Origin of the sequence: Neobacillus cucumis, assembly GCF_002860255.1 — a bacterium.
In the GTDB taxonomy this organism is placed as follows: Bacteria; Bacillota; Bacilli; order Bacillales; family Cytobacillaceae; genus Neobacillus; species Neobacillus cucumis_A.
The window spans coordinates 1-15,352 of record NZ_PGVE01000104.1; the positions used below are offsets into that span (position 1 = coordinate 1).

Consider the following 15,352-nt stretch of genomic DNA (forward strand, 5'->3'; position numbering starts at 1 on the left):
CAGCGCCTAGCCCCTCGAGGTCATAAGCCAATCCGTCCAAAAGGTTAAAAAGCAACCTTTCGGCCGGCTCGTCTTATGCTTGTCGGGGCTGACCAAGGCGCTTGCGCTTTTGTTCTATCTGCCCCAGATGCTCTTTTATGTTTTGTAACTCCAGTGTAACTATCATCTCCTATCATAAAAATAAAGCTTTTAAATGATAAATCTTAAGGGGGAAAAAGAGTGAAGGGGTATCAAGGCAGATGGGCAATAGCAGGATTACTTATTTTTATGATGGTTTTTGCGAGTGCCTGCAGCTCGGACAAATCATCATCAGAATCAAAAGGTGAAGCAAATTCAGGGACGGAGCCAATAAAAATTGGTGTACTGGCCTCAAAGACAGGAGCACTCGAAGCTTATGGAAAACAAACATTAAGAGGCTTCGAGCTTGGGCTTGATTATGCCACAGATGGAAAACGAGAGGTGGCAGGACGGAAAATTGAATTTATCGTTGAAGATACGGAAACCAAGCCGGAAGTAGCTGTTCAAAAAGCTACCAAACTATTAGAGGAAGATAAAGTCGACTTTTTAGTTGGATCTTCAAGCTCAGCTGATACTTTAGCTGTATTACCACTTGCTGAAGAATATCAAAAAGTCATGGTCGTCGAACCAGCAGCTGCAGATAGTATTACAGGATCAGAGTTTAATAAATATATCTTCCATTCGGCGCGTAATTCTTCCCAGGATGCGGTAGCCGGTGCCGCTGCAATCGCTAAAAAGGGAGTGAAAATTGCCACCCTGGCACCAGATTATTCCTTCGGCCGTGATGGAGTAGCAGCTTTTAAAGAAGCAGCTAAAAAGCTTGGAGCTGAAATTGTGAAAGAAGAATATGCAGATCCTGCCGCAACTGACTTCACGTCCAATATTCAAAAAATTATTAATGCGAAACCTGATTATCTGTTTGTCGTCTGGGCCGGAGCAAACTCTCCTTGGAAGCAGCTTGCAGATATGAAAGTTCAAGAAAAGGGCATTAAGATTTCAACTGGTGCACCTGATATTGCTGCCTTATCGACCATGGAGCCTCTGATTGGTATGGAGGGCTTTACTGTTTATTATCATGACCTGCCAAAAAACAAAATTAATGACTGGCTTGTTGCTGAACATAAAAAGAGGTTTAACGGAGATGTACCTGATTTGTTTACGCCAGGTGGAATGAGTGCAGCCATATCAATTGTTGAAGCATTAAAGAAGACGAGTGGGAAGACAGATGTTGACAAATTAATCAGTACCATGGAAGGAATGAGCTTTGAAACACCAAAAGGGAAAATGTCCTACAGGAAGGAAGATCACCAAGCCCTTCAATCATTGTATGCGATTAAGTTAGAGAAAAAGGAGGGTGTTCCTTACCCAGTACCAGTTTTGATTCGTGAACTAACCCCTGAAGAAACCGCACCACCAATCCGTAACAAGTAGAGTTCAAAAATGGTGAGGGTTCGACCAAATCGAAAACGGTCACCCTCTTCCCTTTTTCTAACATCAATTAATAGGCGGTGAAAGGCTTGTCAACCCTTATTGAAACGAGAGATTTATCAATTACCTTTGGAGGACATACGGCAGTGGATTCTGTCTGTATAAGAGTTCCAGAAAAGCACTTTAAGAGTATCATTGGCCCAAACGGTGCAGGAAAAACCACCTTTTTTAATCTTCTTAGCGGACAGCTAACCCCTTCAAAGGGGGAAATTTATTACCGTGGGAAAGAGATCACCAAGTTTTCCCCTACTATTAGGACTCGGACAGGAATTGGGCGCTCCTTTCAAATTACAAATGTTTTTCCCAATTTAACCGTATTAGAAAATGTCAGATTAGCTGTTCAATCGCAAGCGGGTGTTCGGTATCAGATGTTGTTTCATCATAAAAAGTATCGGGCATTTGAAGAGAAGGCACAAGAGTGGCTCAAACTTGTCCTTTTACATGATAAAAAGGATTCACTTGCCATGAACCTCGCTCATGGTGAGAAACGGAAGCTCGAGATTGCCATGCTGCTGGCACTAGAAACAGAGGTTTTGTTACTCGATGAGCCTACTGCCGGAATGTCACTAGAGGAGGTTCCAGCAATCTTAGAAGTAATAAAAACAATAAAAAATGAGGCCAACCGGACTATTCTGCTAATCGAACACAAAATGGATATGATCTTAGATTTATCGGATTCGATTATGGTCTTATTCAATGGAAGGCTGCTTGCTGACGGAGCCCCAGAAGAAATTATGAAAAATGAAACAGTTCAATCTGCTTATTTAGGAGGTCATTTGGATGAACGGCCTATTAAAGCTTGACCAAGTAGAGACACATATTGGTCAATATCATATTCTTCAAGCGATATCATTTGAGGTAAGAAAAGGCGAAGTAACTGTACTGTTAGGAAGAAACGGAGCGGGAAAGACAACCACTTTACGAACCATTATGGGATTAAATCCTGCGACAAAAGGAAGCGTGACTTATAAGGGAGAACCTATTCAATCACTTCCAACCTATACCATTGCTAAAAAGGGGATTGGGTATGTACCGGAAGATCAAGGAATATTTGCAGGTTTAACGGTTGAAGAAAATATGAAAGTAGCGATTCAAAAGGAAAATGAAGAAACAGCGAAACGAATGGATTGGATTCTTGAATTGTTCCCTGATTTAAAAAAGTTTTGGAAAAAGACCGGTGGATATTTAAGCGGCGGGCAAAAACAAATGTTATCCATTGCTAGAGCCTATGTAAATGAAAATGAACTGTTGTTAATTGATGAGCCAAGTAAGGGGTTGGCGCCAATTGTTGTGGAAAAAGTTATGGAATCCATTTTACAAATCAAGGATCAGACAACTATTGTCTTAGTAGAGCAAAATTTTATGATGGCCAGCACCATCGGGGATAGTTATTACATTATTGATGATGGACGGACCGTGAATCATGGCACTATGAAGCAATTAAAAGAAGATGAAGAAATGAAACGAAAATATTTAGGCATTGCTTAATAGTTAGGGGGACCGTCTTGATGGACTTAGTCATAAATCTAGCCTTAAATGGTCTTGCGACAGGGATGCTGATTTTTTTATTAGCAGCCGGGTTAACGCTTATTTTCGGGTTAATGGATGTATTAAATTTTGCCCATGGTGGGCTTTTTGCCTGGGGAGCATACAGCGGCCTGTGGATTTACCAGCAGACTGACAGCTTTATCTTAGGCATTGCCGGAGCAATTATTACGGGCTTTTTGCTTGGAATCATTACAGAGAAATGGATCATTAAACCTGTTTACGGAAATCATGTGCAGCAAATTTTAATTACCCTTGGCCTTATGCTCGTTTTATCGGAAATGTTAAAAGTCATTTGGGGACCCAATCAATTGACGGCATCACCACCTGAGTATTTAAAGGGAAGCTGGGAACTGGGCGGGATCATTATCATAAAATACCGGGTCTTTATCATCGCAGTCGGGCTCCTTATTTTTTCAGCCGTACAATTGATCCTGAAGAAAACAAAGATAGGCCTGGTTGTCCGGGCGGGTGTCATGAATAAAGAAATGGTTCAAGCACTAGGCATTAATATTCAAAGAGTATTTATGTTTGTATTTATGATTGGTGCTGGTATGGCAGCCCTTGGCGGTGTATTGCTCGGCCCTTATTCTGGTGTGATCCATGCAGGGATGGGGATGGAATTTGCTATCTTAGCCTTTATTGTGGTGGTTATCGGGGGAATGGGGAATTTTAAGGGTTCTGTTTTAGCCGCTATTTTAGTGGGATTATCTGGTTCGTTCATGGCCTATTATGTACCGGATTTATCACTCTCTGTAAATATGCTTTTAATGGCGATTGTATTAATTATTCGGCCACAGGGCTTATTTGGGGCGGGAGGGGTGAGAAAATGAGGGTCATACAAGGGAATAAAATGACTGCTATTATTTTAATAATCGCCGCATTTTTAATTCTACTGCCATTTGTTTATGAATCTAGAAACTTATTCATCTTATTAACTCAAATATTTGTGTTTGCTATTTTTGCTATGAGTTATGATCTGTTATTGGGGTTTACAGGGATTGTCTCCTTTGGCCATGCCATGTTTTTCGGTATTGGAGCTTATTCAATGGGGATTTTTATGAAAAAATTTGAACCAACCATGACGTACTTCTTCTTTGCAGTCCTATCGACGATCGTCCTGACAGCATTGGTAAGCTTTATTGTCGGCCTGTTGACTCTTCGTCTAAAAAGTCATTTCTATGCCATGTTAACCTTATCGCTTTCAGGTCTCTTTTTAGTACTTGCAGAAAAATGGCGTTCTATGACGTTTGGGAATGATGGATTTACCTTTCGTGTTCCTGATTTATTTATAGATCGGACTAATTTTTATTTACTTTGCCTTATAATCATGGTGGCGGTATTTCTATTTTTAAAACGGTTTACCAATTCCCCTCTGGGGCGCGTACTCCAAGCCATTCGAGAAAACGAACAACGAACAGAATCACTCGGGTTTTGGGTTTTGCATTATAAAATTGCCGCAAGTGTGGTTTCAGGTGTTTTAGCGGGAATTGCAGGGATTTTATATGCGATTTCACTAAGATTCGTGAATACTAGTGTGTTTTCAATGGATATAACATTAGATGCTTTGTTAATGACAATTATCGGCGGAGTTGGAACATTAGTTGGAGCCATCATTGGGGCGGGGTTAATCGAGTTTGCCCATGACTGGCTGACGGAGCTTGCCAAGGAACATGCCATCTTTGAGCGATGGATCATTTTCTTCGGTATAATTTATATATTAGTTGTGATGTTTTTCCCAAAAGGTATTGTTGGGACGTTACGCAGCTATACATGGAAACGAAAAAAACAGCCTGCTGTTAAAAGTAAAGAAAAAGTGGCGGGATAAAAGGAGGAACCAATGGAGAGGAATCAAATTGCTTCCTTCGTGGTCCGATTCCAATTAGCAGCGATTGAAAAAGACAGCGGAAAAAAACAATGGAGAATTAAGGTTACCCATGTCCAGGAGGAAAGGGAAACATTATTTGAACGTGTTGAAGAGGCAATGGAATATATGGAAGCAATAGCGGAACAGTATAGGAGGTAATGAAGTTGAACATCGGTATTCTTAGTACGGGGATTTACTTGCCGGAAGATTATATGACGGGTAAACAGATTGCCCAATTGGCAGGGATCCCGGTTCAAATTGTAGAAGAAAAAATGGGCATAAAGAAAAAGCATGTCCCGGGAAAGAATGACCATACCTGTGAAATGGGGATTATGGCGGCCAAACGAGCCATAGATAAAGCTGGAATTAATCCTATGGATATAGATGTTGTCATTTATATTGGTGAGGAGCATAAGGAGTATCCCCTTTGGACAGCTGGAATCAAGCTGCAGGAAGAGATTGGAGCATTAAATGCATGGGCATTTGATGTGGCTTTACGGTGTGGTACGACAGTGATGGCCTTAAAAGTAGCCAAGAGCCTGATGATTGCAGACTCTAGTATTCAAACCATCTTGCTTGCAGGAGGATATCGAAACGTCGATTTTATAGATTATCAGAATCCTAGGACCCGTTTTATGTATAACCTCGGTGCTGGCGGCGGTGCGATTCTGTTAAAAAAGGATCATAGTAAAAATAGATTGTTAGAAACCCAGCTGATGACGGATGGATCTTTTTCAGAGGATGTTGTTGTTGTAGCAGGAGGTACAAAGAATCCAATAACGAAAGAGACGCTTGAACAGAGGAAAAATATGCTCGATGTGCTCGACCCAGAAGGTATGAAGCGTCGGCTGGAACAAAAATCAATGGATAATTTCTTAAGGGTAATAAAGGAATCTGTACGGAAGAGTGGCTACAGAGAATCTGATATCTCTTATTTAGCCATTCTTCACATGAAAAGATCAGCTCATGAATATGTTTTAAAAGAGCTGGGGTTGTCCAAGGAACAATCTATTTATCTGGAGGATTATGGTCATATTGGACAAATCGATCAGATTTTGTCATTAGAGCTTGCTCTTCGTGAAGGGAAAATAAAGGATGGAGACCTGGTTGTATTGGTAAGTGCCGGCATCGGATATGCCTGGGGAGCATCGACCATTAAATGGGGGAAAGGGTGAGGAAAGTGGTAAACATAACAATGAAGGAAGTTCATTTACCAAACGGGGAAACGCTTGCCTATAGAGAAAGAGAGGGCGGGGATCAAAAGGTATTGTTGATTCATGGTAATATGACGTCTTCGAAGCACTGGGATTTAGTATATGAAAATTTGGATGCTAAATATAAGCTTTATGCTGTTGATCTGCGAGGCTTTGGACTATCAACCTATAACAATCCAGTCATGTCAATTAAAGATTTCTCTGATGATGTCAAACTATTCGTTGATGCTATTGGGCTAAAAGGCTTCGCTATAGTGGGCTGGTCAACGGGTGGTGCGGTGTCCATGCAGTTTGTGGCGGATTACCCTGGCTACTGTAACAAGCTTATTTTATTAGCGTCAGAGTCAACAAGAGGCTATCCTTTTGAAGGGAAACTCAATGAAAATGACGTGCCGCGGCGCTTTATTACACATGATGAGATAAAAAAAGATGTGACTAAAACAATACCAGTACAGATGGCTTATGACACCAATAATACTGAATTATTGAGGTTAATTTGGAACGCGGTGATTTATACACATCATCAGCCGTCTCCAGAGCTTTATGAGGAGTATCTGCAGGATATGAGAACGCAGAGGAACTTAGCGGAGGTACATCATTCCAATAATATCTTTAATATCAGCCGTCATCACAACGGGCTTGTAGACGGAAATGGGAAAGTAGATGACATTCATGTCCCTGTCCTTGTTTTGCGTGGGGAGCGGGATTATGTGGTAACAGCGGAGATGACAAAAGAACTCGTAGAGGATTTAGGTGAAAAAGCGAAGTTCATTGAATTAAAGAATTGCGGTCACTCCCCGCTGGTGGATGATTTACATCAATTATTATCGGCCATTACACAATTTTTGGGTGAATAGTTAATTACAATACAAGATACGGCCCTATGGGGTCGTTTTTTTATGATTTTGTTAATATATACGAAAAATTGTTAATAAGCTTAAAACTTTGTTCATTTATCTAAAAAATGTTAATGAACTCAAAAATTTGTTAATATCTTAAGAAAATTTGTAAATAAACTCTATTTTGTAACTCCATTGTAACTAAAAGAATGTAAAATGAAGCTATCTTATTTAGTGAGAAGGAGCGATTGTTGCGGTGAGGTGGGAATTGGATTGGCTGGAGCATAGAGCAAGACTAACTCCCAGTAAGAATGCCATTATTGATGAAGAAACGAACAAATCTTGGACATTTGAAGAATTAGATAAACGGGCAAGTGCGATCGCGAGCTGGCTTTATGCCCGAGGTGCTAGAAAAGGAGAGCGGATCGCTTTAATATCGCCAAATGATGTCTGTTATTTCGATTTATTATTTGCCTGTGGAAAAATTGGTGCCATTCTTGTACCACTAAATTGGCGTTTATCTCGGTATGAATTGAGAGAAATTCTAGCAGACTGTACGCCTATCTTAATTGGGATCCATCATAAATTTAAAGCGCTCACCCCCCAATTAACGAACGATACAGTAAGCTCCTTTATAGTAGGAGAGGAAAGCTATGAAGAAATCGCTTCCTATCCCATTAGCAATATTAACGAGCAAATTTCTGAAACAGACCCACTGGCAATGATTTATACCGGTGGAACGACTGGCAAACCAAAAGGTGTTGTGTTAAGTCATCAATCCATTGTCTGGAATGCTATTAACACGATTGTCAGCTGGGGTCTCTCGATGGAAGATACAACGATTAACTATTTACCGATGTTTCATACGGGCGGATTAAATGCCTTAAGCATTCCAATTCTCATGAGTGGAGGAACCATCGTAATAGGGGACACCTTTAATGGACCAAAAGCAGTTGAATCTCTGGAAAGGTACCAATGTACGATTGTTCTTCTGGTACCGACCATGTATCATACACTGATTCAAACGAAGGAGTTGGAGGAGGCTAGTTTTCCTTTTATGAAAGTCTTTTTATCAGGTGCAGCTCCCTGCCCCCTCCAAATTTACGAGGCTTTTTACAAAAAAAGGTTAGCCTTTAAGGAAGGCTATGGGCTGACAGAGGCAGGGCCGAATAATTTTTATATTAGTCCTGAGGATGCAAAGGTCAAACGAGGTTCAGTCGGGAAGCCGATGTTATTTAATTCGATTAAATTGCTGAATTCGGATGGCAGTGAGACACAGGCAAACGAAGTAGGAGAAATTTTAATAAAGGGTAAACATTCTTTTTCATTTTATTGGAACCAGGACCAAGCTACTCAGGAAACCGTTCAAGATGGATGGATTTATACAGGTGATTTAGCCAGGCGAGATGAGGAAGGTTATTTTTATATTGTCGGCAGGAAAAAGGATATGATTATTACCGGAGGAGAAAATGTGTATCCTCTAGAAATTGAGCATTGGCTGAATGCTCATCCAGAGATTAACGAAGCAGCCGTTATCGGACTCCCTGATGAAAAATGGGGTGAAGTGGTTGCAGCTTTTATTTCAATAAAGAAACCTTCTTCATTAGAAGACCAAGAACTAAAAAGTTATTGTGAGTCTAAATTCGGTCGTTATAAAATCCCGAAACAGTTTATCCGTTTAGAAGAACTTCCTAAGACTCACGTGGGAAAAATCGATAAAAAACAATTAAAAGAAATAGGGAGCAGTATGGGGAGAGCATAAAATTTCTCCCCATTTTTATTTTGATTTAGATCTATACTAACTCAGCTGCCTGTTCAATAAATAATCTAGAGACGATTGATTGTGTCTTATTAACATTATAAACAAGGTAAAAATACCGCTCGTCATCAAAATCCTGAATGGTATACATCTTAAGCATGTTATGACGGGAGTATTCTCGTGCGGCTACTTCCGAAATAATGGATATCCCTACATTTTCAATTACCAGCTGGATTAAGCTTTGGCCGTCCTCTATATAGGAAACAATATTTAATTGGTCTTTCATAATTTTATTTTTTTTCAAAAATCTTTCTAGTAAGGCATTTGTTCCTGAATCAGAATTTCTCATGATAAAGGGATATTCAAGAATATCGCTTATACTTACTGGTTCTGGTATTCTACATGCCTGAGAGGTTACAAGAACGAGTTTTTCTTTTAATAATGGGATATAGCGAAGTTTATCGTCTTCAAATTTTTGCCCCAATATTCCCATATCAACAGAACCATTTAAAACCTTTTCGGCAACATGCTTTGATGAAGACTGGTTAATATGAAAAATTACTTCAGAGTATTCTCCTCTAAATTGTTTAATCATCCTTGGAACCAGAAATTGCCCAGGTACAGAACTGGCTGCAATACGAATCATTCCCCGAAGAGAGGTCATCCCTTTTTTTAAATCAAGTAAGGCCTGGTCTTTAAGTAGTAAAAGCTGAAGGGCCCAATGATACAAACGTTCTCCATGTGGAGTCAGAATACTTTCCCGGCCCACGCGATCAAATAATTTTACCCCTAGCATTTTCTCGAGTCCTTGTATATGTGAACTGACCGTTGATTGACTTAAGAAGATGTCTTCTGCTGCTTTAGAAAAACTTTTATGCTCAACCACTTTTGTAAATACATAGAGTTGGTGCAAATCCATTCAATCTTCTCCTTAAATTGATAAAATCGATTTACAATAATAGATTATCTAGATAACAATACCTTACCATAAATAAACAAATTTAAAAGGGATTCAGCTTTTATAAATCTTAAAAGCAGACAAAAAAAAGAATGATAAATGAACATCACTCTTTTCTTAGTTTAAGATTGCTATTTTGTTTGATAGTGATAGCTCAAGGATGGACTGCCACTTTCCATGGCCTGATGCCGGATTAATATGACCGGCATTAGGTAAGATGATAGAAGGGTGATCTAGGTTTAAATAGTTTCTGGCATCCTCCATATTGCAATATGGATCATTATTTGAGTGAATAAACAAGATTTCCTCGGCAGTTCTAGATAAATGGTTACTATTTAATGGTACTGGAAAAAAAGATTCAGCTTCCGTCAGAGCTATAGTTGGAGATGGCGGCGCAACAAGGATTACGCGCTTAGCTAACTTTTTGGTCTGAGCTGAAGCGTAATGCATCCAAAGTAGACAGCCAAGACTATGGGTGATCACTGTAAGTTCTGAATCGGCCGGTATGTTTTCCATCGTCTGATGTAATTCTTCTAACCAAACCTTAAGATTTGGTGAATAAAAGGATGAAAAGGTTGGATAACTTACTTGATATTTTTTTTCTATTAAAGTTTCCGCCAGCCATGTTTGCCAATGATCATGACCGCTTCCGCCTAACCCATGAACAATAAGAAAATGTTGTTGATTCATTATACTCCTCCTTTAAATTTTATTATTCCGATTGATTAAGTTGGTATTGTTTAAGATTATACTGTTTTTAAGCAGAATTGGCAACAGATTATGGCTATTTTGTTGCAATTAGATCATGTATATTTGCAATTATCACGATAAACAATCAATATTAGGTGAACAGGTAAATTAGAAAGTGGGGGTATTTTTTGTCAGATTTTTTTTCGTTAAATATATCAAAGGAACTCGTCAACCAATTGCGTACTTATGGTGTCGCCGTTCCAACACCGATTCAAAAACAAGCTATTCCAATTATATTGGAAGGGAAAGACGTAATTGCACAGGCTCAAACTGGAACAGGTAAAACCTTTGCCTTTATCTTGCCCATTCTTGAAAGAATAGATCGAAACGCATCCCATGTCCAGGCGCTAATTGTTGCACCAACAAGGGAATTAGCCTTACAAATTACAGATGAAATTGAGAAATTAATTGCTGGTATAAAAGGGTTAGCTGTTTTAGCAGTCTACGGTGGTCAAGACGTTGATAAACAGTTAAAAAAATTACAAAGAAATCCACAAATAGTAGTAGGAACACCCGGACGACTGTTAGATCATATTCGAAGAGGAACAGTTCAATTGGGAGATATTGCTTTCCTTGTATTGGATGAAGCGGATCAAATGCTTCACATTGGCTTTCTTGGTGAAGTAGAAGACATCATTAAGGAAACACCCATGACGAGACAAACTTTATTATTCTCGGCTACCATGCCGTCGGAAGTAAGGAAATTAGCTGAAAAACATATGCAGAGTCCTAAATATGTACAGATTGAAAAAACGCATGGTCCTGCACTAAGTGTGAAGCAAATGGCGATTCATACTACCGATAGGGCAAAACAAACAAATCTAATTCAATCAATCGAAACATTCAGGCCATTTTTAGCCGTTATCTTCTGCCGGACGAAACGAAGGGTATCCAAATTATATGATGCTCTAAAAGCCCATGGTTTTTCATGTGACGAATTACATGGAGACTTGTCTCAGTCAAAACGGGAACAGGTAATGAAACGCTTTAGAGATGCAGAAATCCAATTGTTGGTCGCAACTGATGTAGCTGCAAGAGGTCTTGATATCGAGGGAATTACCCATGTCTTTAACTATGACATCCCCCAAGATGCTGAAAGTTATGTTCATCGGATTGGGAGGACAGGCAGAGCTGGGATGACAGGTCTCGCTGTAACCTTCTATTCGTCTGCCGACCGGCCAGCACTTGAACAAATTGAAAATGAACTTTCCATTACAATCCCAAAACAAAATGATGGGAATACAAAAAAGGGGAAAGAGAAACTTAAAGACGGAAGTTCCGAAAGGAGGCATAATCCTCCTGCAAAAACTCGCGGTCAAGTAAGAGAAAGGCAAAATAGAAATCAAAAAGACCATATTAGTGCTAAAAGCGGGAAGGACAGAAGGTCTGAGGGATCAAGCAGGGGAGATAAGAAGGATTCGGTCAAGACATCCAGTGGGTCAAGGGATCGCAGCGAAAAACGGACTAACTTTTCCTTTTCTAATAAGTCAAATAGAGGAAGCAGTAAACCGACAACAGCTAAAAGTAAAAGGAAACGTTAGAAAAGAAAGGGACTGATCATACTGTCAGTCCCTCTTTTAGCTTATCGAATTCCGATCCCAGTATTGGATTTTACTAATACTTCCTCATATTTTTTCACATCTGCTTTTTGGCTGGAGAAGATGGTTCCTAAATATCCGGCGATAAATCCAAGAGGGATGGAAACAATCCCTGGGGTAGTGTAAGGGAAAATAGGTTCCCCAACAAAAATAGCTTTTCCTACTTCAGGGCTGAAAACATTCGGGCTAATAAGTACTAAACCTACTGCAGAAATTAAACCTACAACCATTGCCCAGACAGCACCAGTGGTATTGAAACGTTTCCAATAAATCGTGTAAATAATAACCGGTAAGTTGGCACTGGCAGCCACCGCAAAGGCAAGTGATACAAGGAAAGCAACATTTAGTGTTTGTGCGCCTAAAGCTAGAATAATGGAAATGATCGAAACACCGATCGCCGCCCAGCGGGCCATACTGACCTGCTGCTTTTCAGATGCTTTTCCTTTCCTTAGTATTTCATTATAGAAATCATGCGCAAAAGCTGATGCTGCTGTTAACACAAGCCCTGCCACAACAGCAAGTATCGTTGCGAAGGCGACAGCGGAGATAAAAGCAAACAACATATTCCCGCCGATAGCTTTAGCTAAGAGTGGTGCCGCCATATTACCGGCTGGGTTGGCAGCGACAATTTCAGAATTACCAACAAAGGCAGCAGCTCCGAAACCGAGGAAAATTGTCATGACATAAAAGATTCCAATAATCCAGGTTGCATACACTACGGAGGACCGGGCAGTTTTTGCATCTTTTACTGTAAAGAAACGAACGAGAATATGTGGAAGTCCAGCTGTTCCAAGTACTAATCCCATGTTTAATGAAATGGTATCAAGACCGATTTTGTATTTAACACCAGGATTTAAAAAGGCTTCTTTTAAAGGTGTAGCTGTTCTCATTTGGTCAAACATAGCAGGGATACTCCAATGAAACTTAGCTAAAACAATGATAGAAATTAAGAAGGTACCACCCATTAATAAAATAGCTTTAATGATTTGAACCCAGCTTGTTGCATGCATCCCGCCAAAAATAACATAAACAGTCATTAGGACCCCAACAATTAAAACGGAGGTTGTGTAATTTAAACCTAATAATAATTTAATAAGTGCACCTGCTCCGACAAGCTGGGCAATCATATAAAAAATAGAAATGGCGACTGTGTTCATAGCTGCAAATCCGCGTATCTTTTTTGCATCAAAGCGGGCAGCAATCATATCCGCAAAAGTATATTTCCCCAGGTTTCTTAGCGGTTCAGCTACCAAATAAAGCACGACTAAATAAGCAACAAGGAAACCAATGCTATAAAAAAATCCATCAAATCCCGTTAGAGCAACAGCTCCAGCAATTCCAAGGAATGAAGCTGCAGACATATAGTCACCAGCAATGGCCATGCCGTTTTGCCACCCCGTTAGTCCCCCGCCAGCTGTGTAGAATTCATTGGCATTCTTAGTTTTTTTAGAAGCATAGTAGGTAACAATTAGTGTGACAAAAACAATCCCAAGGAACATAATAAATGCAGGAGTATTCATTCGTTCTTTCCTCCTTCTTCGACTACAACTTGGGCTAATTCGTCGAATTTAGCTGCTTTTTTTGAATAAAGCATACATAATCCCCAGGTCATAACGAATTGTAGGAATGCAAAAACCCATGCCCAGGTAATACTGCCATAAAACCTATGATTTAGAATCGTTGAGTAGGAAGTTATAATAGGTAGTGCAAAATAAAAGCAGAAGAAGAAGATGGTGACTGGAATAATAAACTTTTTCTTTTCGGAGAGTAATTTTTGAAATGCAGCTGAATGAACAACACTTGTGTAATCGTTTTCAGAATTGATTTTTGTTTTCCGTGCCTCCATTGGGAAGCCCCCCTTTCATATACATATATGCAAATACTTAGGGTGAGAATGGTAGAACAGTGAGGAAGAGATTAGAAAAGTACCTCCTTTCTGCTAAAAGGCAGATTTTTTTAAAAATTTAAACTTCATGTTAATTATAGTAAGAATGAAAATAAATAAGCAAGCAAAAATATTAAAAATAGTATTTTTTTACTATTTTTGGAAAAAAGTTGGATTAACACAAAAAAAACCCATTGTGAGTGCAATGGGTTTTCAAAATGGAGACTATCGGGATCGAACCGACGACCTCTTGCATGCCATGCAAGCGCTCTCCCAGCTGAGCTAAGCCCCCGAATAGTGGTACAAGAGAAATTATATCTGTATTATAAAAATCTTGCAAGAGGAAATTTAAAAATAATTGGTTTTTAACCACTCATACTTTCAATTTCCACTTTTCGCACTCCATCTAATTCAGAAATAGCCGCATAAACCTCAGTAGTTTTTTCCCGATAATCCACAGCAACTAAGATTTGTACTAGATGGTCTCCGTTATCTAAGTCTTTAATCTTCAACCGTCGGATAATATACTTTTTTTCAATTAAGAAAGATATGGCCGTCTCAATTTGTGTTTGATCCTTAATAAACAATTGAAGAGTAATCTCCTTTTCTCGTAATTGTTTTGGTCCAAACAGCTTCATCAAAAAAGGGACTAATTCTACACTTATGATTAATAAAGATACACCAGCAAATGCTTCAATATAAAATCCAGCCCCTACTGCAATGCCAATACCAGCAGCTCCCCATATCATTGCTGCTGTTGTTAGACCAGAGATACTGTCATTTCCTCTTCTTAATATAACTCCGGCACCCAAGAACCCTATACCTGAAACAATTTGTGCTGCTAATCTCAACGGATCCATGGTGATTTTCACATTATCTGAGTTTGGAAACATATACGCAGACTGAATGGATACGATTGTAAGTAAACAACTCACAACTGAGATGACAAGACTTGTTTTCAAACCTACTGGCTTTCTCTTAAGTTCCCGTTCAATCCCAATAATAAGTCCAAAAACTGCAGAAATTCCTAGTTTAATCAGTATATCGACATCTACGGTATTCATAATCATTCACTTCCAATACTCAAATTGTATTTTAAGTTTAAACTATGTAGAAGAATAAAGGAAAGAACTGAAATTCCTTTTTCTACACTTACTATATTGTTTTGAAATTCAATAAAAAATTTAAAAATTATATTGCAATTATACTATCGAACATGATATATTAAATCTCGTCCTCAGTGAGAAGGTTGAACAACGAAAAATGATTTTAAAAAGTTGTTGACATTAAGTTGAGAGATATGATAGATTAAGGAAGTCGCTTTTGAGCGATAAAGAAATATGCGAATGATTTGTTCTTTGAAAACTAAACAAACAAAAACGTCAACAAACAATAATTATTCATTTCTTACGAAATGAAGCCAACGTAACA

Annotated in this window: 15 protein-coding genes and 1 tRNA gene; 10 read left to right on the forward strand and 6 right to left on the reverse strand. The window is 39.1% G+C overall.

Annotated features, from left to right (window positions below; translation table 11 throughout):
- The first annotated feature begins 267 nt into the window (after positions 1–267).
- The 9 genes from CVD27_RS26635 to CVD27_RS26675 all read left to right on the forward strand — a co-directional run bounded on the left by CVD27_RS26635 (position 268) and on the right by CVD27_RS26675 (position 8,733).
- Positions 268–1,449, forward strand: a complete 1,182-nt coding sequence (locus tag CVD27_RS26635) for a substrate-binding domain-containing protein (RefSeq protein ID WP_101652179.1) — start codon at positions 268–270, stop codon at positions 1,447–1,449.
- Positions 1,450–1,535: 86 nt separating this feature from the next.
- Complete coding sequence (locus tag CVD27_RS26640; RefSeq protein WP_101652156.1) at positions 1,536–2,309, forward strand: ABC transporter ATP-binding protein; 774 nt, start codon at positions 1,536–1,538, stop codon at positions 2,307–2,309.
- Complete coding sequence (locus tag CVD27_RS26645; protein WP_101652158.1) at positions 2,287–2,994, forward strand: ABC transporter ATP-binding protein; 708 nt, start codon at positions 2,287–2,289, stop codon at positions 2,992–2,994. Before CVD27_RS26640 ends, CVD27_RS26645 begins: the two co-directional genes overlap by 23 nt.
- A gap of 20 nt (positions 2,995–3,014) precedes the next feature.
- A complete protein-coding gene (locus tag CVD27_RS26650; RefSeq protein ID WP_101652160.1) occupies positions 3,015–3,884 on the forward strand; it encodes a branched-chain amino acid ABC transporter permease in 870 nt (289 codons plus the stop codon).
- A complete protein-coding gene (locus CVD27_RS26655) occupies positions 3,881–4,879 on the forward strand; it encodes a branched-chain amino acid ABC transporter permease (RefSeq protein WP_101652162.1) in 999 nt (332 codons plus the stop codon). The genes CVD27_RS26650 and CVD27_RS26655 overlap by 4 nt, the downstream gene beginning before the upstream one ends.
- A gap of 12 nt (positions 4,880–4,891) precedes the next feature.
- Entirely contained in the window at positions 4,892–5,077 is a 186-nt protein-coding gene (locus CVD27_RS26660; RefSeq protein WP_101652164.1) for a hypothetical protein, read from the forward strand.
- Positions 5,077–6,093 carry a 3-oxoacyl-ACP synthase gene (locus CVD27_RS26665; RefSeq protein WP_180960466.1) on the forward strand — a complete coding sequence of 339 codons (1,017 nt, stop codon included), beginning with the start codon at positions 5,077–5,079 and terminating at the stop codon, positions 6,091–6,093. The genes CVD27_RS26660 and CVD27_RS26665 overlap by 1 nt, the downstream gene beginning before the upstream one ends.
- Before the next feature lie 20 nt (positions 6,094–6,113).
- Positions 6,114–6,989: an intracellular short-chain-length polyhydroxyalkanoate depolymerase gene (phaZ, locus tag CVD27_RS26670; protein WP_257984501.1), complete on the forward strand. Its 876-nt coding sequence runs from the start codon at positions 6,114–6,116 to the stop codon at positions 6,987–6,989.
- A 238-nt stretch (positions 6,990–7,227) separates the two neighbouring features.
- Entirely contained in the window at positions 7,228–8,733 is a 1,506-nt protein-coding gene (locus CVD27_RS26675) for an AMP-binding protein (RefSeq protein ID WP_101652169.1), read from the forward strand.
- A gap of 31 nt (positions 8,734–8,764) precedes the next feature.
- Here CVD27_RS26675 and CVD27_RS26680 read toward each other — a convergent pair whose 3' ends face one another.
- Positions 8,765–9,649, reverse strand: a complete 885-nt coding sequence (locus CVD27_RS26680) for a selenium metabolism-associated LysR family transcriptional regulator (protein WP_101652171.1) — start codon at positions 9,647–9,649, stop codon at positions 8,765–8,767.
- A 156-nt stretch (positions 9,650–9,805) separates the two neighbouring features.
- Positions 9,806–10,378, reverse strand: a complete 573-nt coding sequence (locus CVD27_RS26685) for an RBBP9/YdeN family alpha/beta hydrolase (RefSeq protein WP_101652173.1) — start codon at positions 10,376–10,378, stop codon at positions 9,806–9,808.
- 188 nt (positions 10,379–10,566) lie between these two features.
- Here CVD27_RS26685 and CVD27_RS26690 point away from each other — a divergent pair, with 188 nt between their 5' ends.
- Positions 10,567–11,979 (forward strand): DEAD/DEAH box helicase, encoded by a 1,413-nt coding sequence (locus CVD27_RS26690; RefSeq protein ID WP_101652175.1) that lies wholly within the window; start codon positions 10,567–10,569, stop codon positions 11,977–11,979.
- Between the two features lie 41 nt (positions 11,980–12,020).
- Here CVD27_RS26690 and CVD27_RS26695 read toward each other — a convergent pair whose 3' ends face one another.
- The 4 genes from CVD27_RS26695 to CVD27_RS26710 form a co-directional block, all read right to left on the reverse strand.
- Positions 12,021–13,556 (reverse strand): solute symporter family protein, encoded by a 1,536-nt coding sequence (locus CVD27_RS26695; protein WP_101652176.1) that lies wholly within the window; start codon positions 13,554–13,556, stop codon positions 12,021–12,023.
- Entirely contained in the window at positions 13,553–13,882 is a 330-nt protein-coding gene (locus CVD27_RS26700; RefSeq protein ID WP_101652177.1) for a DUF485 domain-containing protein, read from the reverse strand. The genes CVD27_RS26695 and CVD27_RS26700 overlap by 4 nt, the downstream gene beginning before the upstream one ends.
- 258 nt (positions 13,883–14,140) lie before the next feature.
- Positions 14,141–14,213 (reverse strand) — tRNA-Ala (locus CVD27_RS26705).
- Between the two features lie 73 nt (positions 14,214–14,286).
- Positions 14,287–14,985 (reverse strand): MgtC/SapB family protein, encoded by a 699-nt coding sequence (locus CVD27_RS26710; protein WP_101652178.1) that lies wholly within the window; start codon positions 14,983–14,985, stop codon positions 14,287–14,289.
- Positions 14,986–15,352 lie beyond the last annotated feature (367 nt).

What these genes read in the sequence shown, in the direction of transcription:
- CVD27_RS26650 (WP_101652160.1), top strand. Translation starts at nt 3,015, where the DNA reads ATGGACTTAGTCATAAATCTAGCCTTAAATGGTCTTGCGACAGGGATG.
- CVD27_RS26645 (WP_101652158.1), top strand. Translation starts at nt 2,287, where the DNA reads ATGAACGGCCTATTAAAGCTTGACCAAGTAGAGACACATATTGGTCAA.
- CVD27_RS26685 (WP_101652173.1), bottom strand. Translation starts at nt 10,378, where the DNA reads ATGAATCAACAACATTTTCTTATTGTTCATGGGTTAGGCGGAAGCGGT.
- CVD27_RS26710 (WP_101652178.1), bottom strand. Translation starts at nt 14,985, where the DNA reads ATGAATACCGTAGATGTCGATATACTGATTAAACTAGGAATTTCTGCA.
- CVD27_RS26680 (WP_101652171.1), bottom strand. Translation starts at nt 9,649, where the DNA reads ATGGATTTGCACCAACTCTATGTATTTACAAAAGTGGTTGAGCATAAA.
- CVD27_RS26665 (WP_180960466.1), top strand. Translation starts at nt 5,077, where the DNA reads ATGAAGTTGAACATCGGTATTCTTAGTACGGGGATTTACTTGCCGGAA.
- phaZ (WP_257984501.1), top strand. Translation starts at nt 6,114, where the DNA reads ATGAAGGAAGTTCATTTACCAAACGGGGAAACGCTTGCCTATAGAGAA.
- CVD27_RS26660 (WP_101652164.1), top strand. Translation starts at nt 4,892, where the DNA reads ATGGAGAGGAATCAAATTGCTTCCTTCGTGGTCCGATTCCAATTAGCA.
- CVD27_RS26655 (WP_101652162.1), top strand. Translation starts at nt 3,881, where the DNA reads ATGAGGGTCATACAAGGGAATAAAATGACTGCTATTATTTTAATAATC.
- CVD27_RS26700 (WP_101652177.1), bottom strand. Translation starts at nt 13,882, where the DNA reads ATGGAGGCACGGAAAACAAAAATCAATTCTGAAAACGATTACACAAGT.
- CVD27_RS26635 (WP_101652179.1), top strand. Translation starts at nt 268, where the DNA reads ATGATGGTTTTTGCGAGTGCCTGCAGCTCGGACAAATCATCATCAGAA.
- CVD27_RS26695 (WP_101652176.1), bottom strand. Translation starts at nt 13,556, where the DNA reads ATGAATACTCCTGCATTTATTATGTTCCTTGGGATTGTTTTTGTCACA.